Annotated in this window: 12 protein-coding genes and 1 pseudogene; 10 read left to right on the plus strand and 3 right to left on the minus strand. The window is 45.4% G+C overall.

Annotation, left to right across the window (positions count from 1 at the left end):
- Positions 1-80: 80 nt before the first annotated feature.
- The gene (locus tag L1D22_RS07350) at positions 81-617 is read right to left on the minus strand and encodes a GNAT family protein (protein ID WP_239829227.1); all 537 of its coding nucleotides are present in this window, start codon (positions 615-617) and stop codon (positions 81-83) included.
- A gap of 226 nt (positions 618-843) precedes the next feature.
- Here L1D22_RS07350 and L1D22_RS07355 point away from each other — a divergent pair, with 226 nt between their 5' ends.
- Positions 844-2,109, plus strand: coding sequence for an HD-GYP domain-containing protein (locus L1D22_RS07355; RefSeq protein WP_239829228.1), 1,266 nt, complete (start codon positions 844-846; stop codon positions 2,107-2,109).
- A gap of 130 nt (positions 2,110-2,239) precedes the next feature.
- Here L1D22_RS07355 and L1D22_RS07360 read toward each other — a convergent pair.
- A pseudogene (locus tag L1D22_RS07360) lies at positions 2,240-2,488 on the minus strand (PTS sugar transporter subunit IIA); the annotation flags it as partial.
- Positions 2,489-2,755: 267 nt separating this feature from the next.
- On the opposite strand from L1D22_RS07360, the gene L1D22_RS07365 reads away from it, so the two are divergent.
- From L1D22_RS07365 to L1D22_RS07405, 9 genes are all read left to right on the plus strand, one after another.
- The gene (locus tag L1D22_RS07365; protein WP_239829229.1) at positions 2,756-3,376 is read left to right on the plus strand and encodes a hypothetical protein; all 621 of its coding nucleotides are present in this window, start codon (positions 2,756-2,758) and stop codon (positions 3,374-3,376) included.
- 443 nt (positions 3,377-3,819) lie between these two features.
- The gene (locus L1D22_RS07370) at positions 3,820-5,028 is read left to right on the plus strand and encodes a NupC/NupG family nucleoside CNT transporter (protein WP_146492737.1); all 1,209 of its coding nucleotides are present in this window, start codon (positions 3,820-3,822) and stop codon (positions 5,026-5,028) included.
- Positions 5,029-5,325: 297 nt separating this feature from the next.
- On the plus strand, positions 5,326-5,595 hold the full coding sequence (locus tag L1D22_RS07375) for a hypothetical protein (RefSeq protein WP_055319859.1): 270 nt from the start codon (positions 5,326-5,328) through the stop codon (positions 5,593-5,595).
- Positions 5,596-5,708: 113 nt separating this feature from the next.
- Positions 5,709-7,157 (plus strand): TolC family protein, encoded by a 1,449-nt coding sequence (locus tag L1D22_RS07380; RefSeq protein WP_239829230.1) that lies wholly within the window; start codon positions 5,709-5,711, stop codon positions 7,155-7,157.
- Positions 7,154-8,383, plus strand: coding sequence for an efflux RND transporter periplasmic adaptor subunit (locus tag L1D22_RS07385; RefSeq protein WP_239829231.1), 1,230 nt, complete (start codon positions 7,154-7,156; stop codon positions 8,381-8,383). The genes L1D22_RS07380 and L1D22_RS07385 overlap by 4 nt, the downstream gene beginning before the upstream one ends.
- 2 nt (positions 8,384-8,385) lie before the next feature.
- A complete protein-coding gene (locus tag L1D22_RS07390; protein WP_239829232.1) occupies positions 8,386-11,574 on the plus strand; it encodes an efflux RND transporter permease subunit in 3,189 nt (1,062 codons plus the stop codon).
- Between the two features lie 124 nt (positions 11,575-11,698).
- On the plus strand, positions 11,699-12,409 hold the full coding sequence (locus L1D22_RS07395; RefSeq protein WP_239829366.1) for a response regulator transcription factor: 711 nt from the start codon (positions 11,699-11,701) through the stop codon (positions 12,407-12,409).
- Positions 12,406-13,659 (plus strand): HAMP domain-containing sensor histidine kinase, encoded by a 1,254-nt coding sequence (locus L1D22_RS07400; RefSeq protein WP_239829233.1) that lies wholly within the window; start codon positions 12,406-12,408, stop codon positions 13,657-13,659. Before L1D22_RS07395 ends, L1D22_RS07400 begins: the two co-directional genes overlap by 4 nt.
- Positions 13,659-14,270, plus strand: a complete 612-nt coding sequence (locus tag L1D22_RS07405) for a class I SAM-dependent methyltransferase (RefSeq protein ID WP_239829234.1) — start codon at positions 13,659-13,661, stop codon at positions 14,268-14,270. Before L1D22_RS07400 ends, L1D22_RS07405 begins: the two co-directional genes overlap by 1 nt.
- A 109-nt stretch (positions 14,271-14,379) precedes the next feature.
- Here the strand turns inward: L1D22_RS07405 and L1D22_RS07410 are convergent, their stop codons facing one another.
- Positions 14,380-15,570 (minus strand): DUF3541 domain-containing protein, encoded by a 1,191-nt coding sequence (locus L1D22_RS07410; protein ID WP_239829235.1) that lies wholly within the window; start codon positions 15,568-15,570, stop codon positions 14,380-14,382.
- Positions 15,571-15,621: the final 51 nt, after the last annotated feature.

Consider the following 15,621-nt stretch of genomic DNA (forward strand, 5'->3'; position numbering starts at 1 on the left):
GTAGCTTCTAGATTTAGTTCCATCGAATTACGCAACAAAGCCCCCAATAGTTTAAACCGTGGCTTCTTAACCGGAAACGACTACTGTTTTGAACGGTGAAGACCATAGATTGCATGGTCAACGATGCGACCATTTAAGTTCTCATTGCGCGTGATGATGCCTTCTAAGGTGAAATGTAAGCGCTCACATACCTTGCGACTACTGTGGTTGCGCGTTGCGGCAGATATCTCGACCTTTTCCATATCTAACTCATTGAAAGCAATATCAATCAGCTTCGCGACCACGCGAGTAACAATCCCCTTTCCTTGATACGTTTCAGACAGCCAATAGCCTATCGTGACTTTCTGCTTATTGTGGTCAATGGTGTTGAAGCTACAGTTACCGACGATATTGTCTTTATACACAATTGCACAGGTCATGCTTTGGCCTTCTGCGTAATCGTGCAGCGAGCGTTGGATGAAGATCCTAAAATCTTGCTCGGTTTTACAATGCGGTGGCCACACAAGCCATTGGCTTAGGTACTCATTCTGGCTTTGCGAGATTTCTGCGTAATGAGCAGCGAAACCCTCTTCAACCAATGCGATGGATAGTTCGTCATCAATAACTGTTTTAAACATGTCTTTCCTTTTCTTATGGCTGCTGATTTTAGTGGATCTTAGTCGGCAGGATATAATGTCGCATGATTTTTAATATGCAATCATTTGTAGCACGGAATTTTCGTGATACGTTGGTTCTATCACGAAACTCATTAAACCTTACAATAGTTGTGTATATAATCATTAAGTATGCATTAGTATTGGCAGCCTAAATATATAAAAACTATAAAAAATCTAGGCTTAATTAATGAATCAACATTGCCAGGACGTGACCGTAGACCTAAGGAAGGCTCTATTTGGTATTGCTAAGGCGCTTGATAACGTCGGTTTCGAAAGCAAAAATCATGGACAGAGGGTGGGTTACATCGCGTATCGATGTGCTCTGAGTGTAGGATGGGAAGAAGAACAAGCGCAACTTGCGTTCTCATTGGGGTTAATTCACGACTGTGGTGTCTCTCAAGTTGATGAGCAGCGTAGTTTGGTTTCAGGGTTCATTCCTGACTCGAGTTACCATCATTGTCAAAAGGGCTACCAAATACTAAAAGAGTGCCCGGTTCTTTCTATATTCGCTAAGCCAGTGCTTTATCATCACACCCCTTGGGTTGAGTTAAAGGCTATTCATATTAGCGAGTTAGAAAAAGAATTAGCTGCCATCGTGATGCTGGCCGATAGGGTCGACTACTTGTATGGCATCACTTCTTCAGATCGTTATGGAAACCTCACACTCGATGGCAAAGCGAGCATCATTGAACGCTTAACTGAACAAGCGGATGAGATGTTCGAATCCAACCTTGTCCAACACATGTGTGAGTTGGTCGATTTGGATGATTTTTGGTTCTCGATGGAGATCCCTTACATTGAAAACATGAGGGATAACTTTGAACCTGTACCTTTCTTCTCCCAGCAAATGTCGCTGGATGAGACGGTCGCCTTCGCTGAATTCATTGCCAATGTTGTTGATACCAAGAGCTCGTTTACCTTTAAGCATTCGTTGAAGGTAGGGCAGCTTTCAGAGTATTTAGCTAAGCAACTGGGTTACTCATATACAACGCAGCGTAAGCTCTATTTAGCAGGGCTAGTACATGATATCGGTAAGCTGCAAACGCCAAGTGATATCCTCCACAAACCAGACCTACTCGCTGATGAGGAGTATTGCTGTATTAAGCGCCATGCAACGGATACAAGGTTCGCACTGCAAGAGTTGTTTAGTTCACCTCAGATTTGTGAGTGGGCGTCGAATCATCATGAAAGGCTAGACGGTTCGGGTTACCCAACGGGTAAAACGGCTGAACACCTGGATCAACCGAGCCGAATAGTCGCTGTGGTGGATGTGTTCCAAGCGTTGACTCAGTCTCGCCCTTATCGTGCTGGTATGACGCTAGAACAGACGATGGCTATTTTGAGGGACCACGTTGATAACTTTAAGTTGGATCGAGAAGTGTTTGAATGCCTTAATAAGCACGCGCAATATTGCTTTGAATTATCAACAGATAAACGAATGTACGCGTTCTAACGCCATTGATGCTTTCGAGGTATGATGCTTTCACTCATACTCGGTGGAAATGACTGAGCACCAGAAACAGAAAAGCGATAGCCGAGGCTATCGCTTTTTAATGGAGGCTTTCAGGATCTTTAGATCGAGATTAGTATCGCTTTAAGATCTCGATGATTGCTTGCTCAGTTTCCGCTGCGATAATGTCATCATCATTTTGGAACAACTCTGATAGCGCCATAATCGTATGGATGTGGCTATCTGAGTCCATCGCCGCCAGAGTAATCGAAAGGTAAACGTCGCCGTTGTCTTCTGACTCTAAATCAACACCCTTCTTGAATACGGTCACTTGCAGTGATGCTTCATTCACATCATCTTCAGGACGAGCATGAGGCATCGCACAGAAAACTGCTAATAATCACACAGAATTAACCGAGAGGTTACTCAGTGCTCTATATAGCTTGAACATAATTTGTTCATTTCATAACGTTCCGTTACAAGTCCCTGTTATTGAAGGGTTATTGGGTGATGACTCAATAAATTTGACCCGATGTGTGAGCTAATTTATATAAATGAGAATTATATAAAATATTGATTTCTGAATGTTTACTCACTAAGACAATTTTTGTTAGAACAGCTATTCAAAACAATAAGATAGGTAAATCTAATGAAAAAACTCGTCAGTTTGCTGCTTGCTGCAGTATCGCTAGGGCTTTCCGGTTGTGCAACGGTATTAACCGCAGAGCAAAGTGCACCTCAACTCAATGAAGTTCCGCAAGAAAAAGCGCTGACCATCGCTGTGATTGATAAGCGACCATACGTTCTCGATCACGATAAAGAGCCAAAGTTCGAGGGTATTATTCGCAGCTCTTTAGGTATTCCTTATACCTACAACACGGCGACACAGCAGCCCATGTCTCAGTTTTTAACCGACAGATTGGTGGCAGGTTTGAAAAAACAGCAAGTAGCCGTTGAGTCTGTTGAGACGACACCGGAAGAGGATATCACTAAGGTTGCCGAGCAGATGAAAGCGTTCGACAACAAATCAATGATGTTCGTCTTGAATGAATGGAAGTATGACTTTCACGCGTTCACGGACAATTCTTGGTACAACGTTAATGTGATTATTTATGATGAAGCTGGTAAGAAGCTACTCAGCAAAAACTTCCAAGGGGAGAATGATGTGCCTGATGGCGGTGCAATCATCAATGAGATGCAACTGATCTACAAACAGCGCTTTGAAGAGATATTTCGAGATGCTGAAGTGAAAAGTGCACTACTAAACTAGTCATTCCACTTTCTAACATATTTTGAAAAAGCCACTTTATGTGGCTTTTTGTTTTAATGGCGTTTTTATTTCTCTTATTTATTGCTGGTAAAATGGATTATCACGGTAAATAGTTCGATTTTGTGTGTTTTTTGACCGCGCGATCGTTTGCGTTAAAAAATGTGATGAAAGTCTCACTTAACTGTTTATACTTCTCTTCCGGTTTTAAGCCGGTGCTTAGCCAATACAAGCCGTCACATGGATATGTGAATGACCCCACGGACCGGACCAGCTACGTTCCACTGCTTGTATAAGGTGATTTTTACATGAACAACTCGTTGTTACAGTCGCTAACTCTGTTAGCTCCTTCATCGCGTAGCGTTTTGCTTGCGGTTCTTTGTCCTGTTCCTTTGATGTCATTTGCTTGGCTCATGTTCACTCTATAAGGATTACTAGGACACATTATGAATATTCTATTTGGTTTTGTCGGTGTTATTGCACTGATTGCTTGCGCGTACCTGCTATCTGAAAGTCGTTCTTCGATTAACTGGAAAACGGTCTCTCGTGCTCTATTACTTCAGATTGGCTTTGCTGCTTTAGTATTGTATTTCCCATGGGGACAGTTGGCGTTAACAAGTCTAAGTAATGGCGTTTCTAGCCTACTTGGTTTTGCAGACGCTGGTATCGCTTTCCTTTTCGGTGACCTTGCAACTGAAGGCTTCATTTTCGCGGTTCGCGTACTTCCAATCATTATCTTCTTCAGTGCTTTGATCTCTGCGCTTTATTACTTAGGTATCATGCAGAAAGTGATTCAAATCTTGGGCGGGGCGGTGCAAAAACTGCTGGGTACAAGTAAAGCTGAATCTCTTGTTGCGACAGGTAATATCTTCCTTTCTCAGGGTGAGTCTCCTCTTCTTATTCGTCCTTTTTTAAAGTCTATGACTCGTTCTGAACTGTTTGCTGTAATGGCAGGTGGTATGGCGTCGGTAGCTGGTAGTGTCCTTGGTGGTTACGCTGGTTTAGGTGTTGAACTTAAATACCTTATTGCCGCAAGCTTCATGGCTGCACCGGGTAGTCTGTTAATGGCGAAGATCATTGTTCCTGAGCGCAGCACACCAAGTGACTACGACCATATCGAACTAGATAAAGCAGACCAAAGCAACGTGATCGATGCATTGGCAAGTGGTGCAATGAACGGTATGAAAGTCGCTGTGGCTGTTGGTACTATGTTGATTGCATTCGTGAGTGTGATTGCGATGGTGAATACGGGCTTAGAAAGCCTAGGTGAGACGTTCGGTTTTGCGGGTATTACGCTGCAAGCTATTTTCGGTTACCTGTTCTCACCACTAGCGTGGCTGATTGGTATCCCGAGTGATGAAGTATTGATGGCGGGCTCTTACATCGGTCAGAAGATCGTAATGAACGAGTTTGTTGCTTTCATCGACTTTGTTGAGAACAAAGCACTGTTATCTGAACACAGCCAAGTGATTGTGACATTTGCTCTATGTGGCTTTGCTAACATCGGATCTATCGCGATTCAGCTGGGTTCTATCGGTGTGATGGCGCCAGAGCGTCGTGCTGAAGTTGCTAACCTAGGTTTGAAAGCAGTAGCTGCTGGTACGCTAGCAAACCTAATGAGTGCATGTTTAGCGGGTATCTTCATCCTGCTTTAAGCTAGATTTAGAAAGAACAGCTAGATTCAGTAGAAACGGGCACCTTACTTACGGAGTTTACGTAAGAAGGGTGTCCGTTTTTTCATGCCTGCTCGTTAAGTTCATTCGGACTTAGTCATCACTCTTATCGCTTCTATTGCGTTTTACGCTCACTCGGAAGAGTAATAGAGCAAGCCTGTTTTATCCGATATACTTGAATATCATTAGGTTGCGATTAGTAACGTTCGGCTTCGATTAAGAACAATCGGTTTTCACCAGAACAAAAGCAACCAAGTCTAATAAATCAAAGGTCTTCCCATGAACATGCGCGTTCTCATTGGTCTTATCACCGCCTTTATCGGCTTGTTTGCGATGGTTTATCTTATTGCTGGTGGTACTCAGTTTCCTATCTCTCAGTGGCCGCAAGAGGCTTATCTCGGCTTGGTGTTTAGCGTCGTGTGGGGCACTGGCGTAGCAGCATCGGTGGCGTACTTCTTCTCGGCATTGGTGTTTGTGACGATTGCTGTGGTTTGTTATGCGATTGGTTATAAGATCGGTGGACTCTTCTCAAGCAAGTCAGAAGCGTAAATTAGAAGTTTAAACGTACGCTCTATGCATTTTCTTTAGGGTTAACGTTCGTCTTAACCTTCCCTTAACCCCAAGCTCGTTATCTTGTCTCCATTCTTACAGGAGACAAGAAGATGAAATTGAATCTTCCTTTAAAACATTCCGTTATCGCGCTGGCTCTAGTTGGTTTGATCGGTTGTACTTCAACCAGTCAGGCTGATTACGTATCGCTAGCCGAACAAAGCACCAACCAAACGCAGCAAAGCTTGCTCTCAGAGCTGATCCAGAAAACTGCTGATGAACAAGCCTCGAATCAAACGGCTTCTAATGACCAAGATCTGCAAGCTGATAAATTGCAGCTCACCGATTTAGTGAATGCGCCCGAGCTCGATCTTTATATCGAGCGTGCACTGCAGAACAGTCCAAGCCTTCAACAAAGCATCACTGCGCTCAAAATAGCCTATGCACAACAAGGTGTGACCTCTGGCGACCGCTTACCCACCGTAGACGCGAGTTTTTCAGGTAAAGCGGACGAAGGTACCAACGGTTCAAGCACCACTGAAACCTATACCACAGATGTAACGGTTGGTTGGGAACTCGACCTATGGCAGAAGCTTGCAGATACAAACAACGCCGCTTTAAAAGATATAGCGACGTCTCAGGCTAACCTTCAGGGCGCTCAGGATCTGTTGGTCGCGAGTGTGATGAGAGGTTGGCTTGATATCAGTTTGAAGCAGCAGCTAGTAGATATTGAAACGCAGCGCTTAGTGATTCTAGAAAACAACGAAGAGCTTGTTTTAGAACGTTACCGCGCAGGGCTAGGTAGCCTTGAAGATCTGGATAACGCGAAAACAAGCAGTGCATCGACTCAGGCAACTTTAGCTGACTATCGCGAGCAGCTTGCACAAAGCCGACGCGAGTTGGTTCTGTTAACTGGGCAGTGGAGTGGTGAATCTGATGAGCTATCGCTTGCTGAACTTGGTTCATTCCCAACCATCATTAATCCGCTAGACAATATGCCAACGCAAGATTTGGCAGGACGTCCGGATCTTCAAGCTGCTTTCTTCAACATCGAAGCAGAAGCATTGCGCGCAGATGCGGCATACAAAGCGATGCTGCCATCGATCAGCCTATCAGCGAGCCTAACCGATATGGCGGACTCTCCGAGTGAAGCCTTGCTGACTGGACCTTTGTGGAGCGCTCTGGGGCAAGTGTCAGCACCACTGTTTCAAGGTGGCAAGCTGAAAGCACAAGCTGAGATTGCAGGCCTAACCACAGAAACCAGCTACTGGGCTTATCAAGAAACGCTGCTTAGTGCGGTGAATGAAGTGGAAAACGCGATGGGACAAGAGTCGTCACTCACACTTCAACAGCAACATCTCGCCAATGCCTTGGTGAGCGCACAACGCAGCTTCACCAGCTATGAAGAAAAATACCGTCAGGGTTTGGTCGACATTTTTGATCTACTTTCTGTTCAGCAACAAACCTATGACCTTGAAGCGCAGCTAACACAAACCATTTATAACCGTCTCGTAAACCGAATTGATTTAGGCCTAGCTCTGGGCTTGGGAGTATCTTCATGAAACTGAATACCATCACAATTGCCATCACTCTAGTTGCTGGTTTAAGCATCTTTGCAGCCCTCGCTTACAACGGTTCTCAAGTTGCTCCAGCACCTCAGAAGGCGAATGAACTCACGGTTTCCGAGTCTCAAGCTATGTCTGCTGATACTCAGTCTATTGAAACGACAACTTTGGCTGCATCACAGCAGCAACAAGTGTCTGTGGTACTCGCAACATTGGGTGACTACCAAGCCGAAGTGGTGGGTTATGGCGAAGCAAAGTCGCGTTACGAGTTGATGTTCTCAACAGAAGTCGGTGGCCGAGTAGAAACGATCAGCTCGCAGTTTGAAACTGGGCAAGTGATTGGCCAAGGTGAGGTGATCGCCAATATTGATTCGACCAGTTACCAACAAGCGGTAACGCAAGCTAAGGCGAATGTGGCTCAAGCTCAACTGGATTTATTGGAAGAACAAAGACAAGGCGAACAAGCTAAGTCTGAATGGCAACGTTCTGGTTTGTCTGGCGAGCCTGATTCACCTTTGGTATTGCGTGAGCCACAACTGGCACAAGTAACAGCAGCTCTCGAAAACGCTAAGCTTGAATTGGTAAAGGCTGAACAAGACCTCGAAAAAACAACCTTGGTGGCCCCTTTTGATTCGTTGGTCGTGAGTCGTGATGTTCAACCGGGAAGCTACGCACAAACGGGCGCACAGATCGCTACGTTATACAGCATCGACGAGGTTGAAGTTTCTGTGCCTCTTTCAGAAAGCCAATGGTTGAGCCTGCCAAGTAGCGATAACACGCAATTGAAAGAGCAGCCGTGGCCAGTGACTCTGTCGAGTTCTGATGGTCAATTCCAATGGCAAGGCTATGTGGAGCGAGTAGAGCAGCACTTACAGCAAGATACGCGTCAGCGTTCATTGATCGTTAAAGTCGACAACCCTTTGGAGCAAGAGAAAGATCTTTACCCAGGCACATTCGTACAGGCAACGATCTCTGGCAAGCAATTAACTCAATTGTGGGAGCTTCCGGCTTCTGCACTTTCGCAGCAGGGTGACCTGTGGTTTGTCGATGACAACGGTCAGCTTTCTAAATCAAACGCGGATGTTGAGTTTGAAAAGGGCGGTTTGATTTACATCGACCCAACCAAACTGGGTGTGGACATTGACGATAGTGTTCAAGTGGTTAAGCGTCCGTTAAGTAGCTTTAAAGCGGGCATGGTCGTTCTAGCTAAGGCGGAGAGTTAATCATGTCTCATGATTGGAAACCTAATAATCAAGTGAGCAGTAACCAGACGCCAAGCAAGCCACATACTGGCGCTATCGCATGGTTCGCGAACAACTCCGTGGCGGCAAACTTACTGTTAGTGGGCGTGATCATCATTGGTCTGTTATCACTGAACTCATTGCGTAAAGAGGCGTTTCCAAGCCTTGAACCTGATGTGGTGACAGTGTCGGTGACCTATGACAGTGGTGACCCTGTTCAGGCGGAAGAAGGGCTCGCGATTAAGATCGAAGATGCGTTAGAAACCGTGCCGGGCATTAAGCGTATAACGTCGACTTCTGATGCCAACGGTAGCCATGTTTCGATTGAGAAAACGAGCACTTACGATCTTGATACCCTATTAGCCGACGTGAAAACCAAGGTTGATGCAATCAATAACCTGCCTGCAGGCGCTGATAATCCAGTGATTGATAAGGCTCGTATGCAAGATCACGCCTTATGGGTACAGCTTTATGGGGATGCAGACAGAGCAACGCTTCAAAGCTTAGCCGAGCAACTTAAGTCGGATTTACTGAGTCAGTCTTCGATTCGCGATCTGGAAATCAAGGCCAAGGCTGATCCTATGATTTCAGTCGAGGTTGATGAGAACAAGCTACAAGCTTACGGTTTAACTCTGACTGACGTTTCAGAAGCGATCAATGCTGAATCTTCTGCTGCAATCTCTACTAGCCTTCGCAACGGTGAAAAAACGGTTCGTTTGAAGGTGTCGAAACAGGCGTATGAGATCCAAGATTTCAATGCAATTCCGGTGATGACGACCACTGATGGCACTCAAATTACACTGGGTGACATTGCCAACGTCGAAGACATGTTTGCCGACGATACCTTCATGCTGTCTCGTTATAACCAACAGAATGCGATGGCGATTCAGATTGTAATGGATGAATACGGAGACGTCGTCAGCATTGTTGAGCAAGTAGAGAAAGTGGTAGATCGTTGGGAAAACAGCAACATGCTACCTAGCGATGTCGAAATCGAAACTTGGTACGACAAAAGTACTATGATCAAAGACCGTTTGAGCCTGTTGGTGAAGAACGCGCTCACCGGTATCGCTTTGGTATTCATCGTGTTAGCAGTGTTCCTTAACGTGCGTGTCGCTTTCTGGGTAGCAGCGGGCTTACCGTTTGTCTTTTTTGGCACCATGTTCTTCATGACCGACACCTTTATAGGGTTAACCATCAATGAAATGACCACCTTTGGTTTCATTATGGCGCTCGGGATAGTGGTCGATGATGCTGTGGTGGTCGGGGAGAGTATCTACTCCACGCGCAAAGAAGAAGGCGACTCGATAGGCAGTACCATTCGAGGCACTATGAAGGTGGCGTCACCGACCATATTTGGTGTGTTAACGACCGTCGTTGCCTTCTTAGCTCTCGCTAATGTTGAAGGCAAAATGGGGCAGATTTATGCTCAGTTCGGCACGGTCGTGACCATCTGTTTGTTACTCTCTTTGGTTGAGTCTAAATTTATTCTGCCATCGCACCTTGCACACATTAATACCAAGCGCAGTGAGAAGAAGGGGCTGTGGGCTCGTGTTCAACACGCTGCCGATACAGGATTAGGTTGGTTCAATAAGCGCATCTACTGCCCTGTGATTGAATGGGCGCTGAAACTGCGTTACGCCGTGGTGATGGTTTTCGTGTCGCTACTAATCTTAGTAGCAGGATTACCAATGACGGGCGCGGTTCGTGTGGCGTTTTTCCCTGATATGCCGGGTGACACGGTGACTGCTGATATGTCGATGCAAAACGATGCGAGCTTTGGCCAAACACAACAAAACTTATTAGTACTTGAAGCGGCGGCAACACAAACAGATGAAACATTGAGGGCGCAATACGGTGCTCAAGATGAAGCATCGGAACTGTTAAGCCTTCAGGTTATCGCCGATGCCGATGATTCTGGCCAAGTGAAAATTGAATTGGACAGCGACAGTGTTTACACATCGAACGAGTTTGCAAACGCATGGCAAGAGGCTGTTGGCCAAATGGAAGGGGTTAAGAAGCTCAAAATCTTGTCTAAAATGGAGATGGTCGACAACTTCAAAGTAGAACTGAAAGCGTGGAATGAAGAATCAGTGACTGCGGCAGGCAATGAGTTCTTAACCAAGCTGCAATCTATTGACGGCGTGAGTGGCATTGATCATAACTTGGATCTTGGCGAACCTCAGTATCGTTTCGAATTAACACAGCAAGGCCGTGCATTAGGTTTTGATACAGCAAGCCTTTCACAGCAAGTATTACAGGCGTTTGGTGGTGACATCGTTCAGCAATTCCAACGTGGTAAAGATGAGGTTAAAGTTCGAGTTCGTTACCCAGAATCGGATCGCCAAACCATTGCGGATATTAAGCAATCAAGCGTGAGAACCAACGACGGTACCGTGGTGCCTTTGAGTACGGTTGCGGAAGTACATTCAGATTACCAAGTATCAGAGATCACACGCATTGATAGCCAACGCGCGGTATATATCAGTGCAGTATTAGATAAAGACGTGGTGGCACCGGCAGAGCTTGTTCGTCAGCTGCAAGACACATTAGTACCGGATCTAGAAGCACAATACCCGGGGCTAACGGTCGATTTTGCAGGCGAAACGGAAGAGCAAGAAGAGACGGCTAGCTCGATGATGAGTATTTTTGTGCTCGCTATGATCGCCATTTACACGCTGCTTGCTATCCCGCTGAAGTCTTACATTCAGCCAGTGATCATCATGACGGCGATTCCCTTTGGTATTGTTGGCGCAATCTTAGGACACTGGTGGAATGACTTAACAATCAGTATCCTATCGTTAAACGGTATTCTTGCGCTGAGCGGTGTGGTGGTGAATGACAGCTTGTTGTTGGTTTCTCGTTTTAACGAGCTAATCAAAGAAAAAGGTAAGTCAGTTCACGATGCTATTGTTGAAGCGTGTTCAGGTCGACTGAGAGCCGTATTACTTACATCGGTGACAACGTTCGCAGGTTTAACGCCACTATTAAGTGAAACGTCTTTGCAGGCTCAATTCCTGATTCCAGCGGCAGCGGCACTAGGCTACGGTATTTTGTTTGCGACCTTTATTACACTGATTCTGACACCTGCACTATTAATGATTCAGTGTGAGATTAAGTCGCTGATTCTTAAAGTCACAAATCGAGTCAAAGGCGTTGAACAAACAGCTTAACAATGGCTAAGCTAATGATATCTAGGCTGATGGTTGCCGAGTGAGCCTCTGCTACATCGGTCTAGGTTCATTACAGAAGCGCACCTTACCAGCCACAATACAACTAACAATAGAGGTCGTCATGATGGCAGAATCCGTCACTAATAAACTCACAGATAAGCTTCAATTGCTCTTGGTTGAAGACGACCTTGATTTGGCGACGGCTGTCATCGATTACCTCGATTTAGAAGATATTCAATGCGATCACGCAGCGAATGGTCTAGCTGGTCTCAACCTTATCGAAACCAACCGCTATGATGCGGTAATTCTCGATCTTAACTTGCCCAAAATGAATGGCTTGCAGGTGTGTGAGAACTTGCGAGCACAGGGCATTGATACACCCGTATTGATGCTGACGGCGCGTGACACGCTTGATGATAAGTTGACGGGTTTTTCTAAAGGTGCCGATGATTACTTGATCAAACCATTTGCGATGGAAGAGTTGATTGTTCGAGCGCAAGTATTGGCAAAGCGACGCAGCGGCCAGGTGAGCCGCTTATCGGTGAGTGATTTGGAGATCGACCTTAAACAACATCAAGCTTATCGCGCGAATTTACCTCTCAAGCTTTCTCCAACTGCACTCAAAATCTTAGAGGTGTTGATGCGTTCTAGTCCCAATCCTGTTTCACGAGAGACGATCATGCAGGGCGTGTGGGGCGACGATCAGCCCGACAGTAATAGCTTAAAAGTGCATATCTTCAACCTACGTAAACAAGTTGATGCTGAACAAGACAATAAGTTGCTGCATACCATTGCGGGCAAAGGCTTTGCGATTAAGGAGTTACGACAAGAATGAAGATCAGACCAAGTTTAAGGATCTACGTTTTATTGGTGATTCTGGTTACAGGTGTCACGACGATTCTGGTTCTGTCTGCATTGAGCGTAAAATACTTTGTCTCGGGTATGGATATCGCGATGCGTGGTTCTATGATTGCTCAAGCTCAGCAAGACGCGGTGAAACCGGGCAAACCGATGAACAATCAAGAATTTACTGTAGCAACTCAATGGAGCGATCTTCCACAAAGCATCCAGAACAACCTTAAGCAGAATGAACTCCAATTCGACCTCATCACAAAAATGGTCATTGGGAAATCCATATTCTCACCGCCAGAGGAAGGGTACTTCGCCATGAAGGTGATGAAAGGTGATGAGGTTCGTTATGTTTCCGCGGTGTTTAGTCAAAAACACGATCCCTTCAAAAACGAAGAAGGGCTTCCGCACTTTGTGACGATTTTTTTGACCGCATTAGGCACGATTGCGCTGTTCGTTGTTATTCTGATTCTGGTATTACGTAAGGTGGCATCGCCTGTAGAACAGCTAAAGAATTGGGCTAAGTCGTTAGACCAAGATAACCTGAGTGAACCGACTCCCGATTTTCATTTCAGTGAGCTGAACACCTTGGCTAACATCATTCGTGACAGCTTAAGTTCGGTTCAAAGCAGCTTAGAACGAGAGCAGAAGTTCTTAGGTTACGCGAGTCACGAGTTACGCACACCCATCGCGGTAACAAGAACCAACAGTGAACTGTTAGAAAAGCTGATTCAGAAAGGTAAGAGCCCAGAAAAGCAGCTTGAAGTGATAGATCGAATTAAGCGTGCAGGCTTCACCATGACAGACCTGACAGAAACCTTGTTGTGGCTAACGCGACAACAAGACAAAGACCTGCCTGTACAAAACACACATCTTGGCGATATGCTGCAACAGATAAACCATGACCTAACCTATCTATTGAATGGCAAGGCTGTAGTCGTGAACCTTGAGAGCGATGACACACAGTGCCAGTTACCAGTCGGGTTAACCCGAATCGTATTAACTAACTTGATTCGTAATGCCTTCCAACACACAGGAAGCGGTACTGTGGATATGGTTCAAGTCGGTTCAAAAGTCACTATTGTTAACCACAACACCGACGGCACGGTAGAAGATAATAATCTTGGCTTTGGTCTAGGGCTAGAGTTAACCGAAAAACTGCTCGCACAATATCAATGGCAATATCACAACCAAGAGTTGGCTGGTGGTCGTGAAGTGTGGGTAGATTTCTCATAATGCACTGGCGTGATCGTTTTAAGGTGTATTGGTACCACCGAAAGCAAACAAACCGCTCGAACGGCGATAAGGCTAAAGCATTAGGTTGGACTAACGAAGAGAGCCAACTGTGTCGCTTCGAAGTCATTGCGCGCTCGGCCGACTTTGAAAAGAAGAGTGTTTTGGATTTGGGTTGTGGCTATGGAGAGCTGTTTGAATTGCTCGACTGCATCTACCACATTCAATCTTACACCGGTGTTGACCAACACGCAGGCTTTCTAAAGAAGGAGAAGCAAAACTACACAGAAGATCGTTGTCGGTTTTTGTCTGGTGATATGAGCAAAATGAACCTTGAGGCCCACGACATTGTTATCGCTAGTGGTTCACTGAATTATACCTCTCGTGATTCCGACTACCTGACAAACATGATTACTCGCATGTATGAATTGGCGAATCAGACGGTGATTTTTAATCTTCTCAACTCAAGCCAATATCCTTCACGTAATACCTTGATGAGTTATCACCCTCAGGGCGTATATCGCTTCTGTAAATCACTTTGTGAGGATGTCTCTTTAGTAGAAGGCTACGCAGAAGGGGATTTTACGATAGTGATGAACAAAGTCTGCCCCTAAGTTCAAACCTAAACCAGAGCGAAATGATGGTGTGGTAAGAATTAAAAAAGCCGCAGGCCTCGAAAGGTATGCGGCTTTTTGGGTTCTAAGACCAACCTAGGTATCGCTGCTAGTTCTTCTTCGGTTGGTTTTTAATGAGTCCGTAAGGGACGTTAGTAAACACCCTAGGGTTGCCTTCATAAGTCGGCGCTTCATTTACTTGCTGCCAATCGAGTAGCATGATGGCTAACACGTTACGGTGCTCACCATACTCCAGGTCAAAATCGCCAGTAATTGAAGGGATCATGCCCTTTTTCTCATCGATTGAAGCTTGAATTGCGAGTCGAGTTTTCTCTACTACTGGATCATCTTCTAAACCTGCCAATAAGAAGGTTAATCCAACCTCGGCAATCACATCCTCTTTCGCTCGAAGCAGAATCGTATCGATATTTTCTCTGAAGTAATCGTAGATCCATTGATGATCTTGTTCGTTTACTCGATGCTGATAGTATTCGGAATCGCCAAAGATCACGTGTGTCATACCATAGATCTTGTTGCCAAATTGCTGGCTCGAAAGCTTTTTGTCTTTGTCGTCTGGGTATGCTTTTTTGAAGGTATCAACGAACTCATCAACGACATCCTGTTCACCCAGCTGGCGCAGCCAGTAAACTTGATTCGCAAGTTGAGCGGCCCACGCTTTCACCATGTCTTCATTGGTTACATAACGTGAAAAGTCATAACGACGAATGATTTCACGCAGTTTTGCATCGTTTTTGTGTTCCAAGCCGTATTCGTTCGCACGCGCCATAGAACCCAGAAGGTCGACACCTAGGTACAGATACTCAGGCATGTGCTTGGTGATGTTGTAGCGTCGAACACTGCGTTCATCGTCGTCGCCGACATAAGAAGCCACGCGTTTCTCTGAGTACAGTACGATTTGTTCCATGGTGTGAACATCATTCGATAGATGGCTGAGCTTGCTTGATACGCGCGCCATATCACTCCACACCGCGGCAGAATATTTGTCGTCTAATGTTTGTCGATACATACGCAAACCATAGTGACCCTCTTTGAATGCTGGCAGGGTGAAGAGTTGGCTTTCGTAGGTAGTGCGAATCAAATCTGCGGATTGTTTGAAAGATTGTTCTTGAGAGTAGAGAGAATCAGCTTGTGATTGAACATTTGGTACGCTTGTTGCTTGTATGTTAACACGCTCTTGTACGTTAACAGTCTGTTGCTCGTCAGAAGTCGCTTGTACTTGAAACGCTGCTGCGACCGAGGCAGATAACAAAGTGCACAGAGTGAGAGTTTTTAGCTTCATGTTTTTACGGTACCAAGCTGATTAATTGTAAGTATAAAATAACACTGATGA

It is taken from the genome of Vibrio sp. Isolate34, assembly GCF_022397915.1.
In the GTDB taxonomy this organism is placed as follows: domain Bacteria; phylum Pseudomonadota; class Gammaproteobacteria; order Enterobacterales; family Vibrionaceae; genus Vibrio.

Excerpts from the sequence above, each read along its gene's own strand:
- L1D22_RS07405 (WP_239829234.1), top strand. The coding sequence starts at position 13,659 with ATGCACTGGCGTGATCGTTTTAAGGTGTATTGGTACCACCGAAAGCAA.
- L1D22_RS07390 (WP_239829232.1), top strand. The coding sequence starts at position 8,386 with ATGTCTCATGATTGGAAACCTAATAATCAAGTGAGCAGTAACCAGACG.
- L1D22_RS07350 (WP_239829227.1), bottom strand. The coding sequence starts at position 617 with ATGTTTAAAACAGTTATTGATGACGAACTATCCATCGCATTGGTTGAA.
- L1D22_RS07410 (WP_239829235.1), bottom strand. The coding sequence starts at position 15,570 with ATGAAGCTAAAAACTCTCACTCTGTGCACTTTGTTATCTGCCTCGGTC.
- L1D22_RS07375 (WP_055319859.1), top strand. The coding sequence starts at position 5,326 with ATGAACATGCGCGTTCTCATTGGTCTTATCACCGCCTTTATCGGCTTG.
- L1D22_RS07385 (WP_239829231.1), top strand. The coding sequence starts at position 7,154 with ATGAAACTGAATACCATCACAATTGCCATCACTCTAGTTGCTGGTTTA.
- L1D22_RS07400 (WP_239829233.1), top strand. The coding sequence starts at position 12,406 with ATGAAGATCAGACCAAGTTTAAGGATCTACGTTTTATTGGTGATTCTG.
- L1D22_RS07370 (WP_146492737.1), top strand. The coding sequence starts at position 3,820 with ATGAATATTCTATTTGGTTTTGTCGGTGTTATTGCACTGATTGCTTGC.
- L1D22_RS07365 (WP_239829229.1), top strand. The coding sequence starts at position 2,756 with ATGAAAAAACTCGTCAGTTTGCTGCTTGCTGCAGTATCGCTAGGGCTT.
- L1D22_RS07380 (WP_239829230.1), top strand. The coding sequence starts at position 5,709 with ATGAAATTGAATCTTCCTTTAAAACATTCCGTTATCGCGCTGGCTCTA.
- L1D22_RS07395 (WP_239829366.1), top strand. The coding sequence starts at position 11,699 with ATGGCAGAATCCGTCACTAATAAACTCACAGATAAGCTTCAATTGCTC.
- L1D22_RS07355 (WP_239829228.1), top strand. The coding sequence starts at position 844 with ATGAATCAACATTGCCAGGACGTGACCGTAGACCTAAGGAAGGCTCTA.